An 18,673-nucleotide genomic window follows, 5' to 3' on the forward strand; every position below is an offset into this window, starting at 1 on the left:
AGCGCCGGCACGCGTCCGGCAGGAGCTTCGTCATGTCCGCGAAGGATACCCCGGCCCCCCAGGCCGCCGAGCCCGGTCGCGCCCAGCCGGTCGAAGTCCCCGGTGGCGGCCACTGGTGGCGCCGCCTGCTGGCCTTCGCCGGCCCCGGCTACCTGGTCGCGGTGGGCTACATGGACCCGGGCAACTGGGCCACCGACGTCGCCGGCGGCGCGCAGCTGGGCTACCTGCTGCTCTCGGTGATCCTGCTCTCCAGCCTGATGGCGATGCTGCTGCAGGCGCTGTCCGCGCGCCTGGGCATCGCCAGCGGCCTGGACCTGGCCCAGGCCTGCCGCGAACGCTACTCGCCGAGCACCTGCCGCCTGCTGTGGCTGGCCTGCGAGACGGCGATCATCGCCTGCGACCTGGCCGAGGTGATCGGCACCGCCATCGCCCTGAAGCTGCTGTTCGGCCTGCCGCTGGCCTGGGGCGCGTTGCTCTGCGTGGGCGACGCGCTGCTGGTGCTGGTCCTGATCGGACGTGGCCAGCGGCCGCTGGAGGCCTTCGTGGTGGCGTTGCTGACACTGATCTTCGCCTGCTTCGCGGTACAGTTGCTGCTCTCGCGTCCCGAACTCGGCGAGGTGCTCCAAGGGTTCTTGCCGAGCCCGCGGGTGCTCAGCGATCCGGCTGCCCTGTACCTGGCGATCGGCATCGTCGGCGCGACCGTCATGCCGCACAACCTCTACCTGCATTCCTCGCTGGTGCAGAGCCGCGCCTACCCACGCAGCCTCGCCGGCAAGCGCCAAGCGCTGCGCTGGGCGGTGGCCGACAGCAGCCTGGCGCTGACCCTGGCGCTGCTGGTCAACGCGGCGATCCTGATCGTCGCCGCCAGCGTGTTCCACCGCAACGGGCACACCGAAGTGGTCGATATCGAGCAGGCCCACGCGCTGCTCTCGCCATTGCTCGGCCTGGAACTCGCCTCGCTGCTGTTTGCCGTGGCGCTGCTCGCGTCCGGCCTCAACTCGACGGTCACCACCACCCTAGCCGGGCAGATCGTCATGGAGGGCTTCCTCCGCCTGCGCCTGGCGCCCTGGGCGCGGCGCCTGCTGACCCGTGGCGTCGCGGTGCTGCCGGTGCTGCTGGTGACCCTGCTCTACGGCGAGGACGGCACCACGCGGCTGCTGATCTTCAGCCAGGTGATCCTGTCGATGCAGTTGCCGCTGGCGGTGATCCCGCTGCTACAGTTCGTTTCCGACCGGCGCCTGATGGGCCCGCTGGCGATCGGCACCGGGACCCGGTGGCTGGCCTGGGCGGTAGCGCTGGCGATCGTCGGCCTGAACCTGCAACTGCTGGCCGATTTCGCGTTCGGCTGAGCATTGCCTGAGGGCACGCTGCGCGGTGCGGGACGCGCACTCAGGCAATGCTCAGCCATCGAGACCGCGGGGAAAACGGTCGGCCACCAGGTTCAAGGCGATGCCATGCTCCAGGCAGGCCTTGAGTCCGGCCAGCACCAGGGTGAAACCTTCGGTGGCGTCTACCACCCGCGGGATGACCTCTTCCGGGGTGCCGACGAAACCGCTGTTGCGGATGCTGACGAAGGTCCCGGCGCCGGGCAGTTCCTCGAACAGCCACTCCACCTGGGAAGGGTTGCTGTCGCCATTCGGCCATTCGATGAGGATGCGGCGGTTCGTTTGCAGGTCTTTCACTTCGATTTCCTGGGAAACCCCGTACATGTCCCAGTGCCAGCGCAGCCGTTTCCCGGCTTCGAGGCGGGCATCGCCGCGGCTGAACCAGAACCTGGCGGTGATGGCCGGATCGACGAAGGCTTCGAAGACCTCGGCGATGGGGCGGCGGATCAGCATTTCCGCCTTGGCGACGACCTGTGCGACGGCAGTCATGGCAAGTCCTCCATGGGGGTGGGCAAGGGAGCGGCCGCCGCATCGGGCGGCCGCTCGCGGTTAATGGCTCAGGCCGGGTATTTCTCGTTCAGAGCGTAGAGGATCGCCGCCGTCTCCACATCCAGCGCGCCGTCGTAGTTCTCCGGGCGGAAATGCATCTGGAAGGCGCGCAGCAGGCTGGCGAAGTAGGCGTCGTCGACCGTCGCCGGCAGCGCATAGCCGTACAGGCGGAACGCCTCCAGCAGGTCGGCGCGCGGCGGCAGGCCGTCGCGCTCGAAGCCTTCGCGATAGCGATCGCGGGTGGCGTCGTCGTACCAGGCGCCGATACCGGCCTCGTAGAGTTCCTTCCAGGGCAGCTTCGGACCCGGGTCGGACTTGCGCCCGACGGCGATATCGGAGTGGCCGACCACGTTCTTCGGGGTCATGTCCGGGTAGCGCTGCAGGATGTTCTTCGCCAGTTGCTTGAGTGCGTTGATCTGCGAGCGCTCGTAGTCGGGGAAGGTGAACACGCCGTCGTCGTCGCGGGCGAGGTTGACGATCTCGATGCCGATGGAGGTGTCGTTGAGGTTGTCGCGGCGCGCCCAGCCGCTGACGCCGGCGTGCCAGGCGCGGTCTTCCTCGGCGACCAGGTTGAAGATGCGCTGGCCCTTGAAGCCGGCGGCCTTGTAGCTGGGGTCGTGCGGCGCCGGGATCAGGTAGTGGGCGCTGGCGGCGCCGGTGGTCAGCGCCTTGACCGAGGCGGCGAAGTCGAGCGCGGTGTAGTGCAGCACCAGGAAGCGCACGCGTTTGCCGTAGGGGGTAGTGGTGCGATAGCTGTTGTAGTCGATGGTCAGCATGGTTTTCACCTTTTTTCGGATGATGGAAAGCCTCCGGCCACAGGCTCGCCTGTAGCTAGGGACGTCGATGCAGCGATGAGGTTCAGGGGCCGGCCGAGGAAACGCGGGCCCCGGCTAAACCGGAAGGAAGAAGACCGGGCATAAAAAAGCCCGGCACGCGGCCGGGCAAAAGGGATACACCAAAGGCAAGCCCCAGCGAACTGGGGGTACGGGGGCTCACCGAGGCCACTGAACGATGGCGTTATGACAGCAGTCGGCACAACCGAACTTTAAGTTGGCCGGACGCCGTGCGGGCGCACGCCAGAGCCTTTCGCACCGGTCGCCGCCCGCTGCGTCCGGTTGCGCGGCGGGCGGAAACGACGAAGCCCGGCGCTGGGGCCGGGCTTCGAGGGCGACCACAGGAAACGTGATCATGGGAAAAAACTACCGCGAGCGTCCCGCCGCGTGCAACACCGTTCGTCCGTTGGCCGCTCTACTTTGCACTTCTTCACAAAGTTCACCAATAGCCATACAGACCCTCGACAGAGCGGCTACTACTCTATCCACGCCAGGTCCGATTGCTCCTCCATCTCCTGGCATTCCCGGCCACTGTCCACCCCCGCACAGTGGCTTTTTTTCGCCTGCGCCTAGCGTTGTGCCAGCGGCGCCTCGTCCCGCGCCAGCATCAGCGCCAGGATGCAGCCGAGGAGGAACGCCTGCAGCGCCAGGCGAGCGGCCAGCAGCGTCGGCGGGAAGGATGGGAACAGGTCGGGGTGCTGCCACATGTAGAGGTTGGCCGGGGTCACACAGAGGGTCAGGATGAACAGCCCGCACGCCGCCAGCCGGCGCCATGCCGGCACCAGCAGGGCGGCGGCGCCGAGCAGTTCGAAGACCCCGCTGACCCACACCGCCGCCAGCGGCCAGGGCACGTAGGGCGGGACGATGCCGACGAAGAAATCGGTGAAGACGAAATGGCCCAGCCCACCCAGCAGGAACCAGGCGGACACGAAGGCCACGAGCAGCGTGCGAGCGGGCGACGGCATGGATAACCTCGGCGCGGCGATGGAACGGCAATCCTGCCACGCGCCGCCGACGCCAGGCCCATAACCTTTGCCCGGTTGGCAGGCGTCCGCCGAAACAAATGCTCAAACATTCCCGCCGCCGGGGCGACATCTGCTCAAAAAATGTCCTGGCCTTTCTTCGTCGAAAGACATAGAATCCGGGACTGCGTACCAAACTGAAAGTCAATCAGGCTTTACCCCACGACCGGGCCCACAGATGAAAAGGGCTCTACCATCAGGGTTACAGCCTTCCGATGGTTCTTCGGTCGCCACTCTTCTGAAGCAATCCCCTGCCACGCAGGGCCGATGGGAAGACCGGCGTCCCGCAATACCACCCGCAGATTGATCAGGATCCTGGCCTGGAAACTTTCCTGCCAATCGATCCTCTGATTAGTACCTGAACTGCCAGCTTGCTCTTTTCGAAAAAAGCCGGCATAACCAGTACGTTCCCCCGACACAAAGCTTTCTTGGCACTGTCACGGAGCGGGAACATTTGCAATATACGCTGCTCCATAAGCGTGAAAGTAAAGGAACATAAGAATATGTCTATTCAACATCGTACTCAGGATGCAATTCGCACCCTAACCGCCGCATTTGCGCCGTTCGACTGCCTGATCCAGGCAACTCGTAAAGGAAACTTCAGTTTCACCATCGTTGACCAGCATGGCGTGGCCTGCCACAGCGAGCGCCTGTATCCGGAGCAGTACGACGACTCCGGCAAAATGGAAGAAGTGATCAATCGAGTTCGCAAGAAAACACTGGCTGCCTGAATCATGCAAGCATCAGCGCGAATGCAAGGAAAAGCCCCGTCCCCGACGGGGCTTTTTTGTGGGACAGCGAAAAATACAGGTTAAGTTGAAGAAAGTTCCCACGCAGGAAATAAATATTTACTTATTCCTTTTTAAATATTTCCTCGGCAACTTCGTCATATTCCCGCGGCCAGGGGAAACAAGCGCAGGCCGTTTCTCCCGTACTCCACTCAGACGATCGCCAGGTTTCGCTTGCGGGTAGGTGGCGGGAACGCCTGGTCGAGCGCCCGCAGGTCGTCGGCGCTCAGTTCCAGGTCGGCCGCCGCCGCATTCTGGCGGATGTGAGCGGACGTCACCGCCTTCGGGATCGCGATCACCCCCTGCTCCAGTAGCCAGGCCAGGGCGACCTGGGCGCTGCTGGCGTCGTGGCGCGCGGCGATCTCGCCGAGCGCCGGGTGCCGTAGCAGCCTGCCGCCCTGCCCCACCGGACAGTAGGCCATCACCGGCATGCCGCGCTCCTGGCACCAGGGCAGCAGGTCGTATTCGATACCGCGTTCCTCCAGGTTGTACATCACCTGGTTGGCGGCACAGGCGCTGCCGTCCAGTTCGTACATGTCGCCCAGGTCGAAGTTGGACACGCCCCAGCGCAGGATCTTGCCCTGGTCGCGCAACCGCTCGAAGGCTTCGATGGTTTCCTCCAGCGGATACCGGCCCTGCCAGTGCAGCAGGTAGAGGTCGATGGTTTCGCAACCGAGCCGGCGCAGGCTGCGCTCGCAGGCCGCCGGCAGGCCCTTGCGGCTGGCGTTGTGCGGGTAGACCTTGCTGACCAGGAAGACCTCTTCGCGGCGTCCCGCGATAGCCGCGCCGACCACGTCCTCGGCGCCGCCCTCGGCGTACATCTCGGCGGTATCGATCAGCGTCATCCCCAGCTCGATGCCTTCGCGCAGCGCCGCGACCTCGCGCTTGCGTTCGCCGGGCTGCTCGCCGATATGCCAGGTACCCTGACCGATGGCGGCGACCTCCTGGCCATCGATCAGCGTGAGCGTTTTCATGCAGCGTCTCCTGTGGTGAATGGACGGGGCCTCATGCCCAGGGATCATAGCTGCCGAAGCTCCAGACGTGGCCCTCCGGATCGCGGCAAGTGAAGCCGCGACCGCCGTAGTCCTCGTCCTTGATGTCGATGACGATCTCGGCGCCGGCGGCCTGGGCGCTGCGGAACAGGGCGTCGGGATCGGCGACCACCAGGTAGAGGCTCTGGGTATTGCCGCCGGCTTCGTCGACGTGCCGCATCAGCCGACCGTAGGCGTTGTCGCGGACGCTCGAACCGAGCATCAGCATGCCGTTGGCGCCGTTCGGGCTGGCGTAGGTCAACTCGGCGTGGAGCACCTGTTCGTCCTCGCCGGGCACCACCAGCCTGCGCTGGAAGCCAAAGGTCCGGCACAGCCAGTCGATGGCGGCCGGCGCATCGCGGTAACGCAGGCAGGGAATGACGCTGGCGACGGTGTTGCTGGCGGGCGTGTGCATGGCGCATACCTCCGGGGGAAAGCACGACCACCAGCATAGACGCTGGACCGGGCCGCCCCCGAGGCACGGATGGGCGGCGCGCCCTTCAGCGCAGCAGCGCCAGCACCCCGCCGAGCAACGGCACTCCGGCGGCGCAAGGCAATGCCCAGCGTGGCCGCCAGGCGAGCAGCAGGACCAGCGTGCCGGCCGCCAGCATCAGCAGGCAGGACCAGAAGACGATGCCGATCTCCACGCCCTGCCGGTGGATCGAGAAGGCCAGCGCCAGGCCCAGGTCGAGCAGCGCCACGCCGCGTAGCAGAAGCACCCGGGAAGCCGACGGCTGGTGGCCGAGGAGGTTCTTGTGGTGGCGGTTCATGGCCAGGCAGAGAGCGGTGAAGGCCAGCAGGTTGAGGCCGAAGACCAGCAGCATCAGGCCACCTCCTGGACGTTCAGGCGTCGCCGGGCGGGCTTGCTCGACGCTTGCCGACGTCGCCAGCCGAGCCAGGCGCAGAGCAGGCCGAGGCCCAGCAGGCTGAGGTCGACGCCGGCCAGCACCCAGTCACCGCGCTGCAGGCTGGCCAACAGGTTGCCTTCCGGGCTACGCAGCAGGCCGAGCAGCGGCAGGCCCAGCGCCAGCACGGCGGCGAGGCGCAGTTGCGTGCGACCGAGGGTCCCGCTGTTGCGGCGGACGATGGCCCACAGCGCGACCAGCGCCCAACTGGCGCAAAACACGCGGATCTCCCAGGTGTCGCGGCCGGCCAGTTGCGTCGGCAGCAGGCGGTTGCCCCACAGCAGCGCCAGGCTGGCCAGCGGCAGGCCGCCGCAGACCGCCAGGTTCAGCGCCCGCACCAGACCAACGCCACGACTGCCGCGGACCTCGCGCTTGGCCAGCCAGACCTGCAACCCGCCGAAGATCATCATCGCCCCGGACAGCCCGAGCAACAGGTACATCCAGCGCACCAACTGGCCGCCCCACTGGATCATGTGCAGGCCGGTCAGCCAGCCGTAGGTGGCGTAGCCGGGCGCATAGGACGGCTGGGCATGCAGCAGTTCGCCGCTGGAGGCATCGAAGTTGACCGTGCGCTGGTCGTCGAGGATGCGCGAGGCGTCGCGCCGGCGGATGTCCACGGTGGCCGCCTCGTCATAGGGATGGTGGACGCTGATCCAGCCCGGCGCGCCGCCGTCGGCCCAGACCTTGCCGGCCTCGACGATCAGGCCGTCGATGGACGCCGGCGGCCCCGCCGGGCGGCCGACTTCCTCGCGTTCGTAGGAGCCCTGCACTTCATGGAAGAAGCGCTCGCCATCGTTCTGGTAGACCACCTGCAGGCCCGCCTGCATGTAGTAGACGATGAAGATCACCAGGCCGGTGTAGGCGATCATCAGGTGGAACGGCAGGCCGATCACCCCCAGCACGTTGTGCGCGTCGAGCCAGGCGCGCTGCCGCGCCGCCTGCGGGCGCAGGGTGAAGAAGTCCTTGAAGATCCGCCGGTGCACGATGGTCCCGCTGACCAGCGCCACCAGCATCAGCATCCCGGCGATGCCGACGATGTACAGGCCGACCATGCCGGCGTGCAGGTCGTAGTGCAGGGTGAAGAAGAACTCGCCGCCGACCGTCTTCGGCAGCGGCTGGCCGCTCACCGCGTCCAGCTGGAAGACCTTGAACTCGCTACCGTCGCGCGGCTCCCAGCCGGCGTTCCAGTAGGGCGCCCGCTCGCTCGGCGGCAGCATCCACCAGGCATGGGCATCGGGCGCGCGCTGGCGCAACCAGTCGCGCACCTGGTCGGCGCCCAGCGACTGCGCGCCGGGCAGGTGCAGGTCCGGCTGCATCCAGCGGGTCAGCTCCTTGTCGAAGCTGGCCAGGCTGCCGGCGAAGACGATGACGAACAGCAGCCAGCTGACCAGCAGCCCCGACCAGGTATGCAGGCCGGACATCGATTGACGCAGGTTCATGGACGCGCTCCGTAGTCGAGGCCGAGCCAGGCCAGGCCGCCCAGCGCCAGGCTGGCCAGCGCCAGCACCCAGCAGGCGCGCCAGGCGCTGCGCGCGGCGAAGGCGTAGACGATGGCCGCGACCCACACGGCGAAGCAGCCGAGGCTGCCGAACGAGACCCGGTCGGGACGCGGCAGCGGCAGGTAGATGCTCAGGCAGGCGGTGACCGCATAGGCCAGCGCGTAGCCAAGCAGGACCGCGACGAGGATGCGGCCGGTGACGGATAGTCCGCCGGCCAGGGCCTGGCTGGTCATGGGGCGGCGTCCCGGGTGGAAACAGGGCCTTGCATCGTCGCTACCTCGTCTGGCTGGCACGGCGACGCCGCGCTCGCGGGTGGCGAGGCGGTCGTCGATTCGGAAGGTTTGCGACTGTATCTCAATTACGTTCGCATTTGTACTTGCTCCGGACGACCGCCAGGTCGCGGCACGCCTGGGATTGCCGGGGTCCGACGAGAGCGGGTCGTATCCCGCCGTCCCCGCCCGCCTCGCCATACGTCCATCTCCGCTCTGCGCAAGCGCGTCGAGCTTGGTAATATCGGCTGTTTGCGGTTTCGGCTGGTTCCGCCGAAGGACATACCGGATGACTTCACCCTCCGCCCCAGACACCCAGCTCAGCCTGGCCATCGACCCGGCCCGGCCGTATGCGCGGCTGACCCTCGGCAGCCACGTGCACAGCGGCTACGACCTGCGCAGCGGACGCATGCAGAGCATTTCCCGGCACCGCGCGGCGCTGGCCTTCATCTATGCCGGCGAGGCGGTTTCCGGGCGTCCCGGCAGCGAGCCACGGGTGGCCCAGCGGCGTATAGAACGGCGTCCGGCGCACGAGCAGGAATACCGCGAGACCCTGCGCCGCCTCGGCTTCAAGCCGGCGACCCGGCGCAGCGACGCGCTCGAGGAAAGCGCCGGCGAGATGTTCGAACTGCCCGGCGACAACGCCTGGCTGCACTTCATGCAGGACGACCTGCCGCGCCTGCGCCAGCAGGGCTGGTTCATCGACATCCGCGCCGACTTCGCCTACGACCTGACGCCCATCGACGCCTGGTACGCCGAGGTCGAGGAAGCCGACGACCGCCAGTGGTTCGAGCTGGAACTGGGCATCCAGGTCGCCGGACAGCGGGTCAGCCTGCTGCCGGCTCTGACCGAGCTGATCCGCCGCAGCCCGGCCCTGCTCGATCCGCGCGCCCTCGCCCGGCACGCCGACGAAGAGCAACTGGTGCTGCGCCTGGAACTCAACCCGCCGCTGCGCGTGGCGCTGCCCTTCGGCCGCCTGAAGCCGGTGCTGGCGACGCTTTCCGACTTCTACCTGGGCGACCCCGAACCGCAGCGCAAGCTGCGCCTGGGCGCGCCGGACGCGGCGCGCCTGGCCGATCTCGACGAGTTGCCGCTGGCCTGGGAAGGCGGCGACAACCTGCGCGACTTCGCCCGCCGCCTACGCAGTTTCCAGGCTCGTCCGGCGACCCCGCCGCAAGGCCTGCGCGCCGAACTGCGGCCCTACCAGCTCGAAGGCCTGAGCTGGATGCAGACCCTGCGCGAACTCGACAGCGGCGGCGTGCTGGCCGACGACATGGGGCTGGGCAAGACCTTGCAGTCGCTGGCCCACGTGCTCCTGGAAAAGCAGGCCGGGCGGCTCGACACGCCGGCGCTGGTGGTGATGCCCACCAGCCTGATCCCCAACTGGCTGGACGAGGCCGAGCGCTTCGCCCCCGATCTGCGCGTGCTGGCCCTGCACGGCGCCGGCCGGCGCCGCGACTTCGCCCGCATCGACGAGCACGACCTGGTGCTGACCACCTATGCCCTGCTGCCACGCGACGCCGCCGAGCTGGGCAAGCGGCGGTTCCACCTGCTGATCCTCGACGAGGCGCAGAACATCAAGAACGCCACCACCAAGGCCGCCGTCGCCGCCCGCGAGCTGGCGGCACGGCATCGCCTGTGCCTGACCGGCACGCCGCTGGAGAACCACCTCGGCGAACTCTGGTCGCTGTTCCATTTCCTGATGCCCGGCTGGCTCGGCGACGCCCGCCAGTTCGCCCAGGACTACCGCACGCCGATCGAGAAGCACGGCGACGAGGCACGCCTCAGCCACCTGGCCGCGCGCCTGCGGCCGTTCCTGCTGCGACGGACCAAGGAACAGGTGGCCTCGGAACTGCCGCCGAAGAGCGAGTTCACCCAGTTCGTCGAACTCAGCGAGGCGCAACGCGAACTCTACGAGACCGTGCGCCTGGCGCTGGACCGCAAGGTCCGCGAGGAGATCGCCCGGCGCGGCCTGGCGCGCAGCCGCATCGTGATCCTCGAGGCGCTGCTCAAGCTGCGCCAGGTCTGCTGCGACACGCGCCTGCTGCAACGCCAGGAAGACGGCGCGCGCAGCGGCCGGGCGCTCAGCTCGGGCAAGCTGGCCTACCTGCTCGACATGCTCGACGAACTGATCGCCGAGGGTCGCCGGGTCCTGCTGTTCTCGCAGTTCACCTCGATGCTCGCGCTGATCGAGGACGCCCTGCGCCAGCGCGGCGTCGACTACGTCCTGCTGACCGGCGAGACCCGCGACCGCCGCGCCCCGGTACAGCGCTTCCAGAGCGGCAAGGTGCCGGTGTTCCTGATCAGCTTGAAGGCAGGCGGGGTCGGCCTCAACCTGACCGCGGCGGACACCGTGATCCACTACGATCCCTGGTGGAACCCGGCGGTGGAGAATCAGGCCAGCGACCGCGCCTACCGCATCGGCCAGGACAAGCCGGTGTTCGTCTACCGGCTGATCGCCCGCGGCACGGTGGAAGAGAAGATCCAGCACCTGCAGCAGGAAAAGGCCGCCCTCGCCGACGGCCTGTTCAGCGAAGGCAACGGCGACGGCTGGAAGCTCGACGAGGCCGATATCGACGCGCTGTTCGCGCCCTTGCCCAAGGCGCTCTGAGCGCCGCCTGGATTCAGCGCGCGACGCCGCGGTAGACGTAGGTCATCGGCCGCGGCCCGGGCAGGTAGCCCTGTTCCAGCTCGTCGATGCGAAAGCCGGCCTCGCGCAGCAAGGCCGGCATGTCGCGGTCCAGGTGACAACCGCCGGCCAGCGGTTTCCACCAGGGCGTCAGGCGCCGTTGCCAGGCCAGCACCGAGGCGTCCGGCGCGCGCCCGTGCTCGCAGAACAGCAATTCGCCGCCACGCTTCAGCACCCGCCGCATCTCGCCCAGCGCCGGCAGCGGCGCGGCGATGGAGCAAAGGGTGAAAGTGCAGACGATGGTGTCGAAGCTTTCCGCCTCGGCGCGGATCTCGCCAAGCTCGAGGGCGACCATTTCCACCGGGATGCCGATTTGCGCCGCGCGCTCGCGGGCCAGCGCCTGCATTTGCGCGGCCGGGTCGACGCCGACAATCGCCGACACCTTCGCCGCGTCGTAGAAGCCCAGGTTGAGCCCGGTGCCCAGACCGATCTCCAGCACCCGCCCATGGGCGCGCGGCACCAGCAGCGAACGCTGCTTCATCACGTCGCCCATGCCGCAGGCGAAGTCGATCAGGCGCGGCAACACGTAACGGTCATAGATGCCCACGAAACTCTCTCCTGGCACAGCGGCTGGAGGGGAAAGCATAGACCAGCGATGCATTAGACGATTGTCGACAATCAAGCGACGAATGATTGACCCCACGCAATCCAGGCGGTAGCTTTCGCAAACATTGTCGACACATCGACCCAGGCAGCCAGTACCATGACCCAGAACCCGCCCCCTCTCGAAATTGCCCATGACGACGGCGAAACCTTGTCGGAACACGTCTTCCGCAAGATCCAGAGCGCCATCGTCAGCGGCGAGATCGCGCCGGGCAGCAAGATCTCCGAGCCGGAGCTGGCGCGCACCTACGGCATCAGCCGCGGCCCGCTGCGCGAGGCGATCCACCGCCTGGAAGGCCTGCGCCTGCTGGTGCGGGTGCCGCATGTCGGGGCGCGGGTGGTGTCGCTGAGCCACGCCGAGCTGATCGAACTCTACGAGATCCGCGAGTCCCTGGAAGGCATGGCCTGCCGACTGGCCGCCGAGCGCATGAGCCAGGCCGAGATCGACGAACTGCGCCGGGTGCTCGACACCCACGAGCGCGACGAGGCGTTCCAGGCCGGGCGCGGCTATTACCAGCAGGAAGGCGACTACGACTTCCACTACCGGATCATCCAGGGCAGCGGCAACGCCACCCTCACCCGCATGCTCTGCGGCGAGCTCTACCAACTGGTGCGGATGTACCGCATCCAGTACTCGACCACACCGAACCGGCCGCGCCAGGCCTTCGCCGAACACCACCGCATTCTCGACGCCATCGCCGACCGTGACGGCGAACTGGCCGAGCTGCTGATGCGCCGCCACATCAGTGCGTCGCGCCGCAATATCGAGCGCCAGCTGGAACCCCAGCCGGCGAAGCTCGCCTCCGCTTCCTCCACCGTCTAAGAGGTCCGTGATGAGCCAGACGTCCCTTACCCCCGGCCAGCGCTTCCGCGAAGCCGTGGCCACCGAGCACCCGCTGCAGGTGGTCGGCACCATCAACGCCAACCACGCCCTGCTGGCCAAGCGCGCCGGCTTCAAGGCCATCTACCTGTCCGGCGGCGGCGTCGCTGCCGGTTCCCTGGGCCTGCCGGACCTGGGCATCAGCGGCCTCGACGACGTGCTCACCGACGTGCGCCGGATCACCGACGTCTGCGACCTGCCGCTGCTGGTGGACGTCGACACCGGCTTCGGCTCCTCGGCGTTCAACGTCGCCCGCACGGTGAAGTCGATGATCAAGTTCGGCGCCGCCGCGATGCATATCGAGGACCAGGTCGGCGCCAAGCGCTGCGGCCATCGGCCGAACAAGGAGATCGTCTCGCAGCAGGAGATGGTCGACCGCATCAAGGCCGCCGTCGATGCCCGCAGCGACGACTCCTTCGTGATCATGGCGCGCACCGACGCGCTGGCCGTGGAAGGCCTGCAGGCCGCCATCGACCGCGCCTGCGCCTGCGTCGAGGCCGGCGCCGACATGATCTTCCCGGAAGCCATGACCGAACTGGCCATGTACAAGGAGTTCGCCGCCGCGGTGAAGGTGCCGGTGCTGGCCAACATCACCGAGTTCGGCGCCACCCCGCTGTTCACCACCGACGAACTGGCCTCCGCCGACGTGTCCCTGGTGCTCTACCCGCTGTCGGCCTTCCGCGCCATGAACAAGGCGGCGGAGAACGTCTACACCGCGATCCGTCGCGACGGCACCCAGAAGAACGTGATCGATACCATGCAAACCCGCATGGAGCTGTACGATCGCATCGATTACCACAGCTTCGAGCAGAAGCTCGACGCGCTCTTCGCGCAGAAGAAGAACGCCTGAGCATCGAGCCCGGCGTGCGCCTGAGCGCCGGTCCGCGAACCCCGTGAAACCGAGTTGCAGCATCCAGAAAAAATTCAAGAAAGGAGAGAGCAATGGCTGAAGCAAAAGTACTGAGTGGCGCCGGCCTGCGTGGCCAGGTGGCCGGCCAGACAGCCCTGTCCACCGTCGGCCAGGAAGGCGCCGGCCTGACCTACCGTGGCTACGACGTCCGCGACCTGGCGGCGGCGGCGATCTTCGAGGAGGTCGCCTACCTGCTGCTCTACGGCGAACTGCCGAACAAGCAACAGCTCGACGCCTACCTGAAGAAGCTCCAGGGCCAGCGCGACCTGCCGCAGGCGCTGAAGGAAGTTCTCGAACGGATTCCCAAGGACGCCCACCCGATGGACGTGATGCGCACCGGCGCCTCGGTCCTCGGCACCCTGGAACCGGAGCTGAGCTTCGACCAGCAGCGCGACGTCGCCGACCGCCTGCTCGCCGCCTTCCCGGCGATCATGACCTACTGGTACCGCTTCACCCACGAAGGCCAGCGCATCGACTGCAACAGCGACGAGCCGACCATCGGCGGGCACTTCCTCGCCCTGCTCCATGGCAGGAAGCCCAGCGAGCTGCACGTGAAGGTGATGAACGTCTCGCTGATCCTCTACGCCGAGCATGAGTTCAACGCATCCACCTTCACCGCGCGGGTCTGCGCCTCGACCCTGTCCGACCTGTACTCCTGCGTCACCGGCGCCATCGGCTCGCTGCGCGGCCCGCTGCACGGCGGCGCCAACGAGGCGGCGATGGAACTGATCGAACGCTTCTCTTCGCCGCAGGAAGCCACCGCCGAGCTGCTGAAGATGCTCGAGCGCAAGGACAAGATCATGGGCTTCGGGCATGCCATCTACAAGGATTCCGACCCGCGCAACGAAGTGATCAAGGGTTGGTCGAAGCAGCTCGCCGACGAGGTCGGCGACAAGGTCCTGTTCGCGGTTTCCGAAGCCATCGACAAGACCATGTGGGAGCAGAAGAAGCTGTTCCCCAATGCCGACTTCTACCACGCCTCGGCGTATCACTTCATGGGCATCCCGACCAAGCTGTTCACGCCGATCTTCGTCTGCTCGCGGACCAGCGGCTGGACCGCCCACGTCTTCGAACAGCGCGCCAACAACCGCATCATCCGCCCGAGCGCCGAGTACACCGGCGTCGAGCAGCGCGCGTTCGTGCCGCTGGAGCAACGCTGATCCATGCCGTCCGGCGCGCCGAACGCGAGCGCGCCGGACGGTTGCCGCACCCAGAATTCGAAAGGCCGGCGTGGGCTGCGCCACGGCGCGAGCGACACGCTTCCGAACACCCCGTGATTGAGTCCGAGCCATGAACAGCGCACACCGCAAACCGCTCCCCGGCACCCGCCTGGACTACTTCGACGCCCGCGAGGCGGTCGAGGCGATCCAGCCCGGTGCCTACGCCAAGCTGCCCTATACCTCCCGCGTGCTCGCCGAGAACCTGGTGCGCCGCTGCGACCCGGCGACCCTGGAGGCTTCGCTGCGCCAACTGGTCGAGCGCAAGCGCGACCTCGACTTCCCCTGGTACCCGGCGCGGGTGGTCTGCCATGACATCCTCGGGCAGACCGCGCTGGTCGACCTCGCCGGCCTGCGCGACGCCATCGCCGACAAGGGCGGCGACCCAGCCCAGGTCAACCCGGTGGTGCCGGTGCAACTGATCGTCGACCACTCGCTGGCGGTGGAATGCGGCGGCTACGACCCCGAGGCCTTCGCCAAGAACCGCGCCATCGAGGACCGCCGCAACGAGGACCGCTTTCACTTCATCGACTGGACCAAGCAGGCCTTCCGCAACGTCGACGTGATCCCGCCGGGCAACGGCATCATGCACCAGATCAACCTGGAGAAAATGTCGCCGGTGATCCAGGCGCGCGACGGCGTGGCCTTCCCCGATACCTGCGTGGGCACCGACAGCCATACCCCGCACGTCGACGCCCTGGGCGTGATCGCCATCGGCGTCGGCGGCCTGGAAGCGGAAAACGTGATGCTCGGCCGCGCCTCCTGGATGCGCCTGCCGGACATCGTCGGCGTCGAGCTGAGCGGCCGTCGCCAGCCGGGCATCACCGCCACCGACGTGGTGCTGGCCCTGACCGAGTTCCTGCGCAAGCAGAAGGTGGTCGGCGCCTACCTGGAGTTCTACGGCGAAGGCGCCTCCAGCCTGACCCTCGGCGACCGCGCGACCATCTCCAACATGGCTCCGGAATACGGCGCCACTGCGGCGATGTTCGCCATCGACCAGCAGACCATCGACTACCTGCGCCTCACCGGCCGCGACGACGAGCAGGTCGCCCTGGTGGAGGCCTATGCGCTCACCGCCGGACTCTGGGCCGACAGCCTGGTCGACGCCGAGTACGAGCGGGTGCTGAAGTTCGACCTGTCCAGCGTGGTGCGCAACATGGCCGGCCCGTCCAATCCGCACGCCAGGGTCGCCACCAGCGAACTGGCGGCGAAAGGCATCGCCGGCAACCTCGAGCGGGCCCGCGCCGAGGAAGCCGAGGGCCTGATGCCGGACGGCGCGGTGATCATCGCCGCGATCACCAGTTGCACCAACACCAGCAACCCGCGCAACGTGATCGCCGCCGGCCTGCTGGCGCGCAACGCCGACCGCCTCGGCCTGGTCCGCAAGCCATGGGTGAAGACCTCGCTGGCACCCGGCTCCAAGGTGGTCACCGAATACCTGCGCGAAGCCGGCCTGCTGCCGCACCTGGAAGCCCTCGGCTTCGGCGTGGTGGCCTACGCCTGCACGTCTTGCAACGGCATGTCCGGCGCCCTCGACCCGGCGATCCAGCAGGAGATCGTCGAGCGCGACCTGTACGCCACCGCGGTGCTCTCCGGCAACCGCAACTTCGACGGGCGCATCCACCCCTACGCCAAGCAGGCCTTCCTCGCCTCGCCGCCGCTGGTGGTGGCCTACGCCATCGCCGGGACCATCCGCTTCGACATCGAGCGCGACGTGCTCGGCGTGGTGGACGGCAAGGAGATCCGCCTGAAGGACCTCTGGCCGAGCGACGAGGAGATCGACGCAGTGGTCAGGGCGGCGGTGAAGCCCGAGCAGTTCCGCCAGGTCTACATCCCGATGTTCGACATCACCCACGGCGAGCGCGAGAAGGTCGACCCGCTCTACGCCTGGCGCCCGACGAGCACCTACATCCGCCGCCCGCCGTACTGGGAAGGCGCCCTCGCCGGCGAACGCACCCTGCGCGGCATGCGCCCGCTGGCGGTGCTGCCGGACAACATCACCACCGACCACCTGTCGCCGTCCAACGCGATCCTCGCCGACAGCGCGGCAGGCGAATACCTGGCGAAAATGGGCCTGCCCGAGGAGGACTTCAACTCCTACGCCACCCACCGCGGCGACCACCTCACCGCGCAACGCGCGACCTTCGCCAACCCGAAGCTGTTCAACGAGATGGTGCGCAACGCCGACGGCAGCGTGAAGCAGGGTTCGCTGGCGCGGGTCGAGCCGGAAGGCAAGGTGATGCGCATGTGGGAAGCCATCGAGACCTACATGGAGCGCAAGCAGCCGCTGATCATCGTCGCCGGCGCCGACTACGGGCAGGGTTCTTCGCGCGACTGGGCGGCCAAGGGCGTGCGCCTGGCCGGGGTGGAGGCGATCGTCGCCGAGGGCTTCGAGCGCATCCACCGCACCAACCTGATCGGCATGGGCGTGCTGCCGCTGGAGTTCAAGCCGGGTACCACCCGCCTGACCCTGGGGATCGACGGCAGCGAGACCTTCGACGTGCTCGGCGCTCGCCGGCCGCGCGCCGACCTGACCCTGGTCATCCACCGGCGCGACGGGGAGCGGCTCGAAGTGCCGGTGACCTGCCGCCTGGACAGCGACGAGGAAGTCTCCATCTACGAAGCCGGCGGCGTACTGCAACGCTTTGCCCAGGACTTCCTGGAGGCGACCGGCGCCTGATGGCGCCGGCGAAACACCCTGGTAGGACGGGCGACGCGTAGCGTCATCCGCCGACGACCGGCAGCGGCTGTCGAACGCAGCCGCTGCCCCTGAATTCGATTGCCGAGGACGACGACGCATGGCCCACCCACCCCAGATCCGCATCCCCGCCACCTACCTGCGCGGCGGCACCAGCAAGGGCGTGTTCTTCCGCCTGGAAGACCTGCCGGAATCCTGCCGGGTCCCCGGCGAGGCGCGCGACCGGCTGTTCATGCGGGTGATCGGCAGTCCCGACCCCTATGCCGCGCACATCGACGGGATGGGCGGCGCCACCTCCAGCACCAGCAAGTGCGTGATCCTCTCGAAGAGCAGCCAGCCGGGCCATGACGTCGACTACCTCTACGGCCAGGTCTCCATCGACAAGCCCTTCGTCGACTGGAGCGGCAACTGCGGCAACCTCTCCACCGGGGCCGGCGCCTTCGCCCTGCACGCCGGGCTGGTGGATCCGGCGCGGATACCGGAAGACGGCATCTGCGAGGTACGCATCTGGCAGGCCAATATCGGCAAGACCATCATCGCCCACGTGCCGGTGAGCGGCGGCCAAGTCCAGGAAACCGGCGACTTCGAGCTGGACGGAGTGACCTTCCCGGCGGCCGAGATCGTGCTGGAGTTCCTCGACCCGTCCGACGACGGCGAGGACGGCGGCGCCATGTTCCCCACCGGCAACCTGGTGGACGACCTGGAGGTGCCGGGGGTCGGCACCTTCAAGGCGACCATGATCAACGCCGGGATTCCCACGGTGTTCGTCAATGCCGAGGAGATCGGCTACCGCGGCACCGAGCTGCGCGAAGAGATCAACGGCGACCCGCAGCAACTGGCGCGCTTCGAACGGATCCGCGTCGCCGGCGCCCTGCGCATGGGCCTGATCAAGACCCCCGAGGAAGCCGCGACCCGCCAGCACACGCCGAAGATCGCCTTCGTCGCCCCGCCCCGCGACTACCGCACCGCCAGCGGCAAGCTGGTGGCGGCCGGCGATATCGACCTGCTGGTCCGCGCGCTGTCCATGGGCAAGCTGCACCACGCGATGATGGGTACCGCGGCGGTGGCCATCGGCACCGCCGCGGCCATTCCCGGCACCCTGGTGAACCTCGCCGCCGGCGGCGGCGAACGCAGCGCGGTACGCTTCGGCCATCCCTCCGGCACCCTGCGAGTGGGCGCCGAGGCCAGCCAGGCGAACGGCGAATGGACGGTGACCAAGGCGATCATGAGCCGCAGCGCGCGAATCCTCATGGAAGGCTGGGTGCGCGTACCCGGCGACGCCTTCTGAACCGACCTATCCTTGCTCCGGCCTTCCGCCACCGCGAAAGGCCGGGGCGTCTTGCAGCCACGACAAGAAAAACCATCCCCGAACCAGCCTGACCCGAGAGGAAACCC

At 67.8% G+C, this 18,673-nt stretch carries 17 protein-coding genes; 8 read left to right on the top strand and 9 right to left on the bottom strand.

Translation table 11 applies throughout. From position 1 onward, the window contains the following. The first annotated feature begins 32 nt into the window (after positions 1-32). Entirely contained in the window at positions 33-1,349 is a 1,317-nt protein-coding gene (locus M6E97_RS19750) for an Nramp family divalent metal transporter (protein WP_017002477.1), read from the top strand. Positions 1,350-1,400: 51 nt separating this feature from the next. On the opposite strand, the gene M6E97_RS19755 is transcribed toward M6E97_RS19750, so the two are convergent. The 3 genes from M6E97_RS19755 to M6E97_RS19765 form a co-directional block, all read right to left on the bottom strand. Beyond that, positions 1,401-1,874: an SRPBCC family protein gene (locus M6E97_RS19755; protein ID WP_003085649.1), complete on the bottom strand. Its 474-nt coding sequence runs from the start codon at positions 1,872-1,874 to the stop codon at positions 1,401-1,403. Positions 1,875-1,942: 68 nt separating this feature from the next. Continuing rightward, positions 1,943-2,710, bottom strand: coding sequence for an N-acetylmuramoyl-L-alanine amidase AmpDh3 (ampDh3, locus tag M6E97_RS19760; RefSeq protein ID WP_003114198.1), 768 nt, complete (start codon positions 2,708-2,710; stop codon positions 1,943-1,945). Positions 2,711-3,336: 626 nt separating this feature from the next. Next, on the bottom strand, positions 3,337-3,732 hold the full coding sequence (locus M6E97_RS19765) for a hypothetical protein (RefSeq protein WP_004364129.1): 396 nt from the start codon (positions 3,730-3,732) through the stop codon (positions 3,337-3,339). 560 nt (positions 3,733-4,292) lie between these two features. Here M6E97_RS19765 and M6E97_RS19770 point away from each other — a divergent pair. Next, positions 4,293-4,520 (top strand): hypothetical protein, encoded by a 228-nt coding sequence (locus M6E97_RS19770; RefSeq protein WP_003085644.1) that lies wholly within the window; start codon positions 4,293-4,295, stop codon positions 4,518-4,520. Positions 4,521-4,729: 209 nt separating this feature from the next. Here the strand turns inward: M6E97_RS19770 and M6E97_RS19775 are convergent, their stop codons facing one another. From M6E97_RS19775 to M6E97_RS19795, 5 genes are all read right to left on the bottom strand, one after another. Further along, positions 4,730-5,551 (bottom strand): aldo/keto reductase, encoded by an 822-nt coding sequence (locus tag M6E97_RS19775; protein ID WP_003109743.1) that lies wholly within the window; start codon positions 5,549-5,551, stop codon positions 4,730-4,732. Positions 5,552-5,582: 31 nt separating this feature from the next. Then, positions 5,583-6,023 (bottom strand): VOC family protein, encoded by a 441-nt coding sequence (locus M6E97_RS19780; protein WP_023112319.1) that lies wholly within the window; start codon positions 6,021-6,023, stop codon positions 5,583-5,585. A gap of 85 nt (positions 6,024-6,108) precedes the next feature. Next, positions 6,109-6,432, bottom strand: a complete 324-nt coding sequence (locus tag M6E97_RS19785) for a DUF3325 domain-containing protein (RefSeq protein WP_004364132.1) — start codon at positions 6,430-6,432, stop codon at positions 6,109-6,111. Next, on the bottom strand, positions 6,432-7,952 hold the full coding sequence (locus tag M6E97_RS19790; protein WP_016253809.1) for a PepSY-associated TM helix domain-containing protein: 1,521 nt from the start codon (positions 7,950-7,952) through the stop codon (positions 6,432-6,434). The genes M6E97_RS19785 and M6E97_RS19790 overlap by 1 nt, the downstream gene beginning before the upstream one ends. Next, positions 7,949-8,245, bottom strand: coding sequence for a DUF3649 domain-containing protein (locus tag M6E97_RS19795; protein ID WP_003085639.1), 297 nt, complete (start codon positions 8,243-8,245; stop codon positions 7,949-7,951). Before M6E97_RS19795 ends, M6E97_RS19790 begins: the two co-directional genes overlap by 4 nt. Before the next feature lie 655 nt (positions 8,246-8,900). Here M6E97_RS19795 and M6E97_RS19800 point away from each other — a divergent pair. Further along, positions 8,901-10,892: a DEAD/DEAH box helicase gene (locus M6E97_RS19800; RefSeq protein WP_003140910.1), complete on the top strand. Its 1,992-nt coding sequence runs from the start codon at positions 8,901-8,903 to the stop codon at positions 10,890-10,892. Positions 10,893-10,905: 13 nt separating this feature from the next. Here M6E97_RS19800 and M6E97_RS19805 read toward each other — a convergent pair whose 3' ends face one another. Next, positions 10,906-11,556 (bottom strand): class I SAM-dependent methyltransferase, encoded by a 651-nt coding sequence (locus tag M6E97_RS19805; RefSeq protein WP_003118644.1) that lies wholly within the window; start codon positions 11,554-11,556, stop codon positions 10,906-10,908. A 117-nt stretch (positions 11,557-11,673) separates the two neighbouring features. On the opposite strand from M6E97_RS19805, the gene M6E97_RS19810 reads away from it, so the two are divergent. From M6E97_RS19810 to prpF, 5 genes are all read left to right on the top strand, one after another. After that, positions 11,674-12,396, top strand: coding sequence for a GntR family transcriptional regulator (locus M6E97_RS19810; RefSeq protein ID WP_003085635.1), 723 nt, complete (start codon positions 11,674-11,676; stop codon positions 12,394-12,396). A gap of 10 nt (positions 12,397-12,406) precedes the next feature. Then, the gene (gene prpB / locus M6E97_RS19815) at positions 12,407-13,303 is read left to right on the top strand and encodes a methylisocitrate lyase (protein WP_003103044.1); all 897 of its coding nucleotides are present in this window, start codon (positions 12,407-12,409) and stop codon (positions 13,301-13,303) included. Positions 13,304-13,395: 92 nt separating this feature from the next. Beyond that, complete coding sequence (prpC, locus tag M6E97_RS19820; RefSeq protein ID WP_003085628.1) at positions 13,396-14,523, top strand: bifunctional 2-methylcitrate synthase/citrate synthase; 1,128 nt, start codon at positions 13,396-13,398, stop codon at positions 14,521-14,523. 130 nt (positions 14,524-14,653) lie between these two features. Continuing rightward, positions 14,654-17,260 carry a Fe/S-dependent 2-methylisocitrate dehydratase AcnD gene (acnD, locus tag M6E97_RS19825; protein WP_023094167.1) on the top strand — a complete coding sequence of 869 codons (2,607 nt, stop codon included), beginning with the start codon at positions 14,654-14,656 and terminating at the stop codon, positions 17,258-17,260. A 118-nt stretch (positions 17,261-17,378) separates the two neighbouring features. Next, positions 17,379-18,566, top strand: a complete 1,188-nt coding sequence (prpF, locus tag M6E97_RS19830) for a 2-methylaconitate cis-trans isomerase PrpF (protein WP_003103056.1) — start codon at positions 17,379-17,381, stop codon at positions 18,564-18,566. Positions 18,567-18,673: the final 107 nt, after the last annotated feature.

Source organism: Pseudomonas sp. B111, assembly GCF_026428275.1.
GTDB lineage: Bacteria > Pseudomonadota > Gammaproteobacteria > Pseudomonadales > Pseudomonadaceae > Pseudomonas > Pseudomonas aeruginosa.

Excerpts from the sequence above, each read along its gene's own strand:
- M6E97_RS19790 (WP_016253809.1), bottom strand. The coding sequence starts at position 7,952 with ATGAACCTGCGTCAATCGATGTCCGGCCTGCATACCTGGTCGGGGCTG.
- M6E97_RS19785 (WP_004364132.1), bottom strand. The coding sequence starts at position 6,432 with ATGCTGCTGGTCTTCGGCCTCAACCTGCTGGCCTTCACCGCTCTCTGC.
- M6E97_RS19770 (WP_003085644.1), top strand. The coding sequence starts at position 4,293 with ATGTCTATTCAACATCGTACTCAGGATGCAATTCGCACCCTAACCGCC.
- M6E97_RS19795 (WP_003085639.1), bottom strand. The coding sequence starts at position 8,245 with ATGACCAGCCAGGCCCTGGCCGGCGGACTATCCGTCACCGGCCGCATC.
- M6E97_RS19810 (WP_003085635.1), top strand. The coding sequence starts at position 11,674 with ATGACCCAGAACCCGCCCCCTCTCGAAATTGCCCATGACGACGGCGAA.
- M6E97_RS19805 (WP_003118644.1), bottom strand. The coding sequence starts at position 11,556 with ATGCTTTCCCCTCCAGCCGCTGTGCCAGGAGAGAGTTTCGTGGGCATC.
- M6E97_RS19775 (WP_003109743.1), bottom strand. The coding sequence starts at position 5,551 with ATGAAAACGCTCACGCTGATCGATGGCCAGGAGGTCGCCGCCATCGGT.
- acnD (WP_023094167.1), top strand. The coding sequence starts at position 14,654 with ATGAACAGCGCACACCGCAAACCGCTCCCCGGCACCCGCCTGGACTAC.
- M6E97_RS19780 (WP_023112319.1), bottom strand. The coding sequence starts at position 6,023 with ATGCACACGCCCGCCAGCAACACCGTCGCCAGCGTCATTCCCTGCCTG.
- M6E97_RS19800 (WP_003140910.1), top strand. The coding sequence starts at position 8,901 with ATGTTCGAACTGCCCGGCGACAACGCCTGGCTGCACTTCATGCAGGAC.
- M6E97_RS19750 (WP_017002477.1), top strand. The coding sequence starts at position 33 with ATGTCCGCGAAGGATACCCCGGCCCCCCAGGCCGCCGAGCCCGGTCGC.
- M6E97_RS19765 (WP_004364129.1), bottom strand. The coding sequence starts at position 3,732 with ATGCCGTCGCCCGCTCGCACGCTGCTCGTGGCCTTCGTGTCCGCCTGG.
- ampDh3 (WP_003114198.1), bottom strand. The coding sequence starts at position 2,710 with ATGCTGACCATCGACTACAACAGCTATCGCACCACTACCCCCTACGGC.
- prpC (WP_003085628.1), top strand. The coding sequence starts at position 13,396 with ATGGCTGAAGCAAAAGTACTGAGTGGCGCCGGCCTGCGTGGCCAGGTG.
- prpB (WP_003103044.1), top strand. The coding sequence starts at position 12,407 with ATGAGCCAGACGTCCCTTACCCCCGGCCAGCGCTTCCGCGAAGCCGTG.
- prpF (WP_003103056.1), top strand. The coding sequence starts at position 17,379 with ATGGCCCACCCACCCCAGATCCGCATCCCCGCCACCTACCTGCGCGGC.
- M6E97_RS19755 (WP_003085649.1), bottom strand. The coding sequence starts at position 1,874 with ATGACTGCCGTCGCACAGGTCGTCGCCAAGGCGGAAATGCTGATCCGC.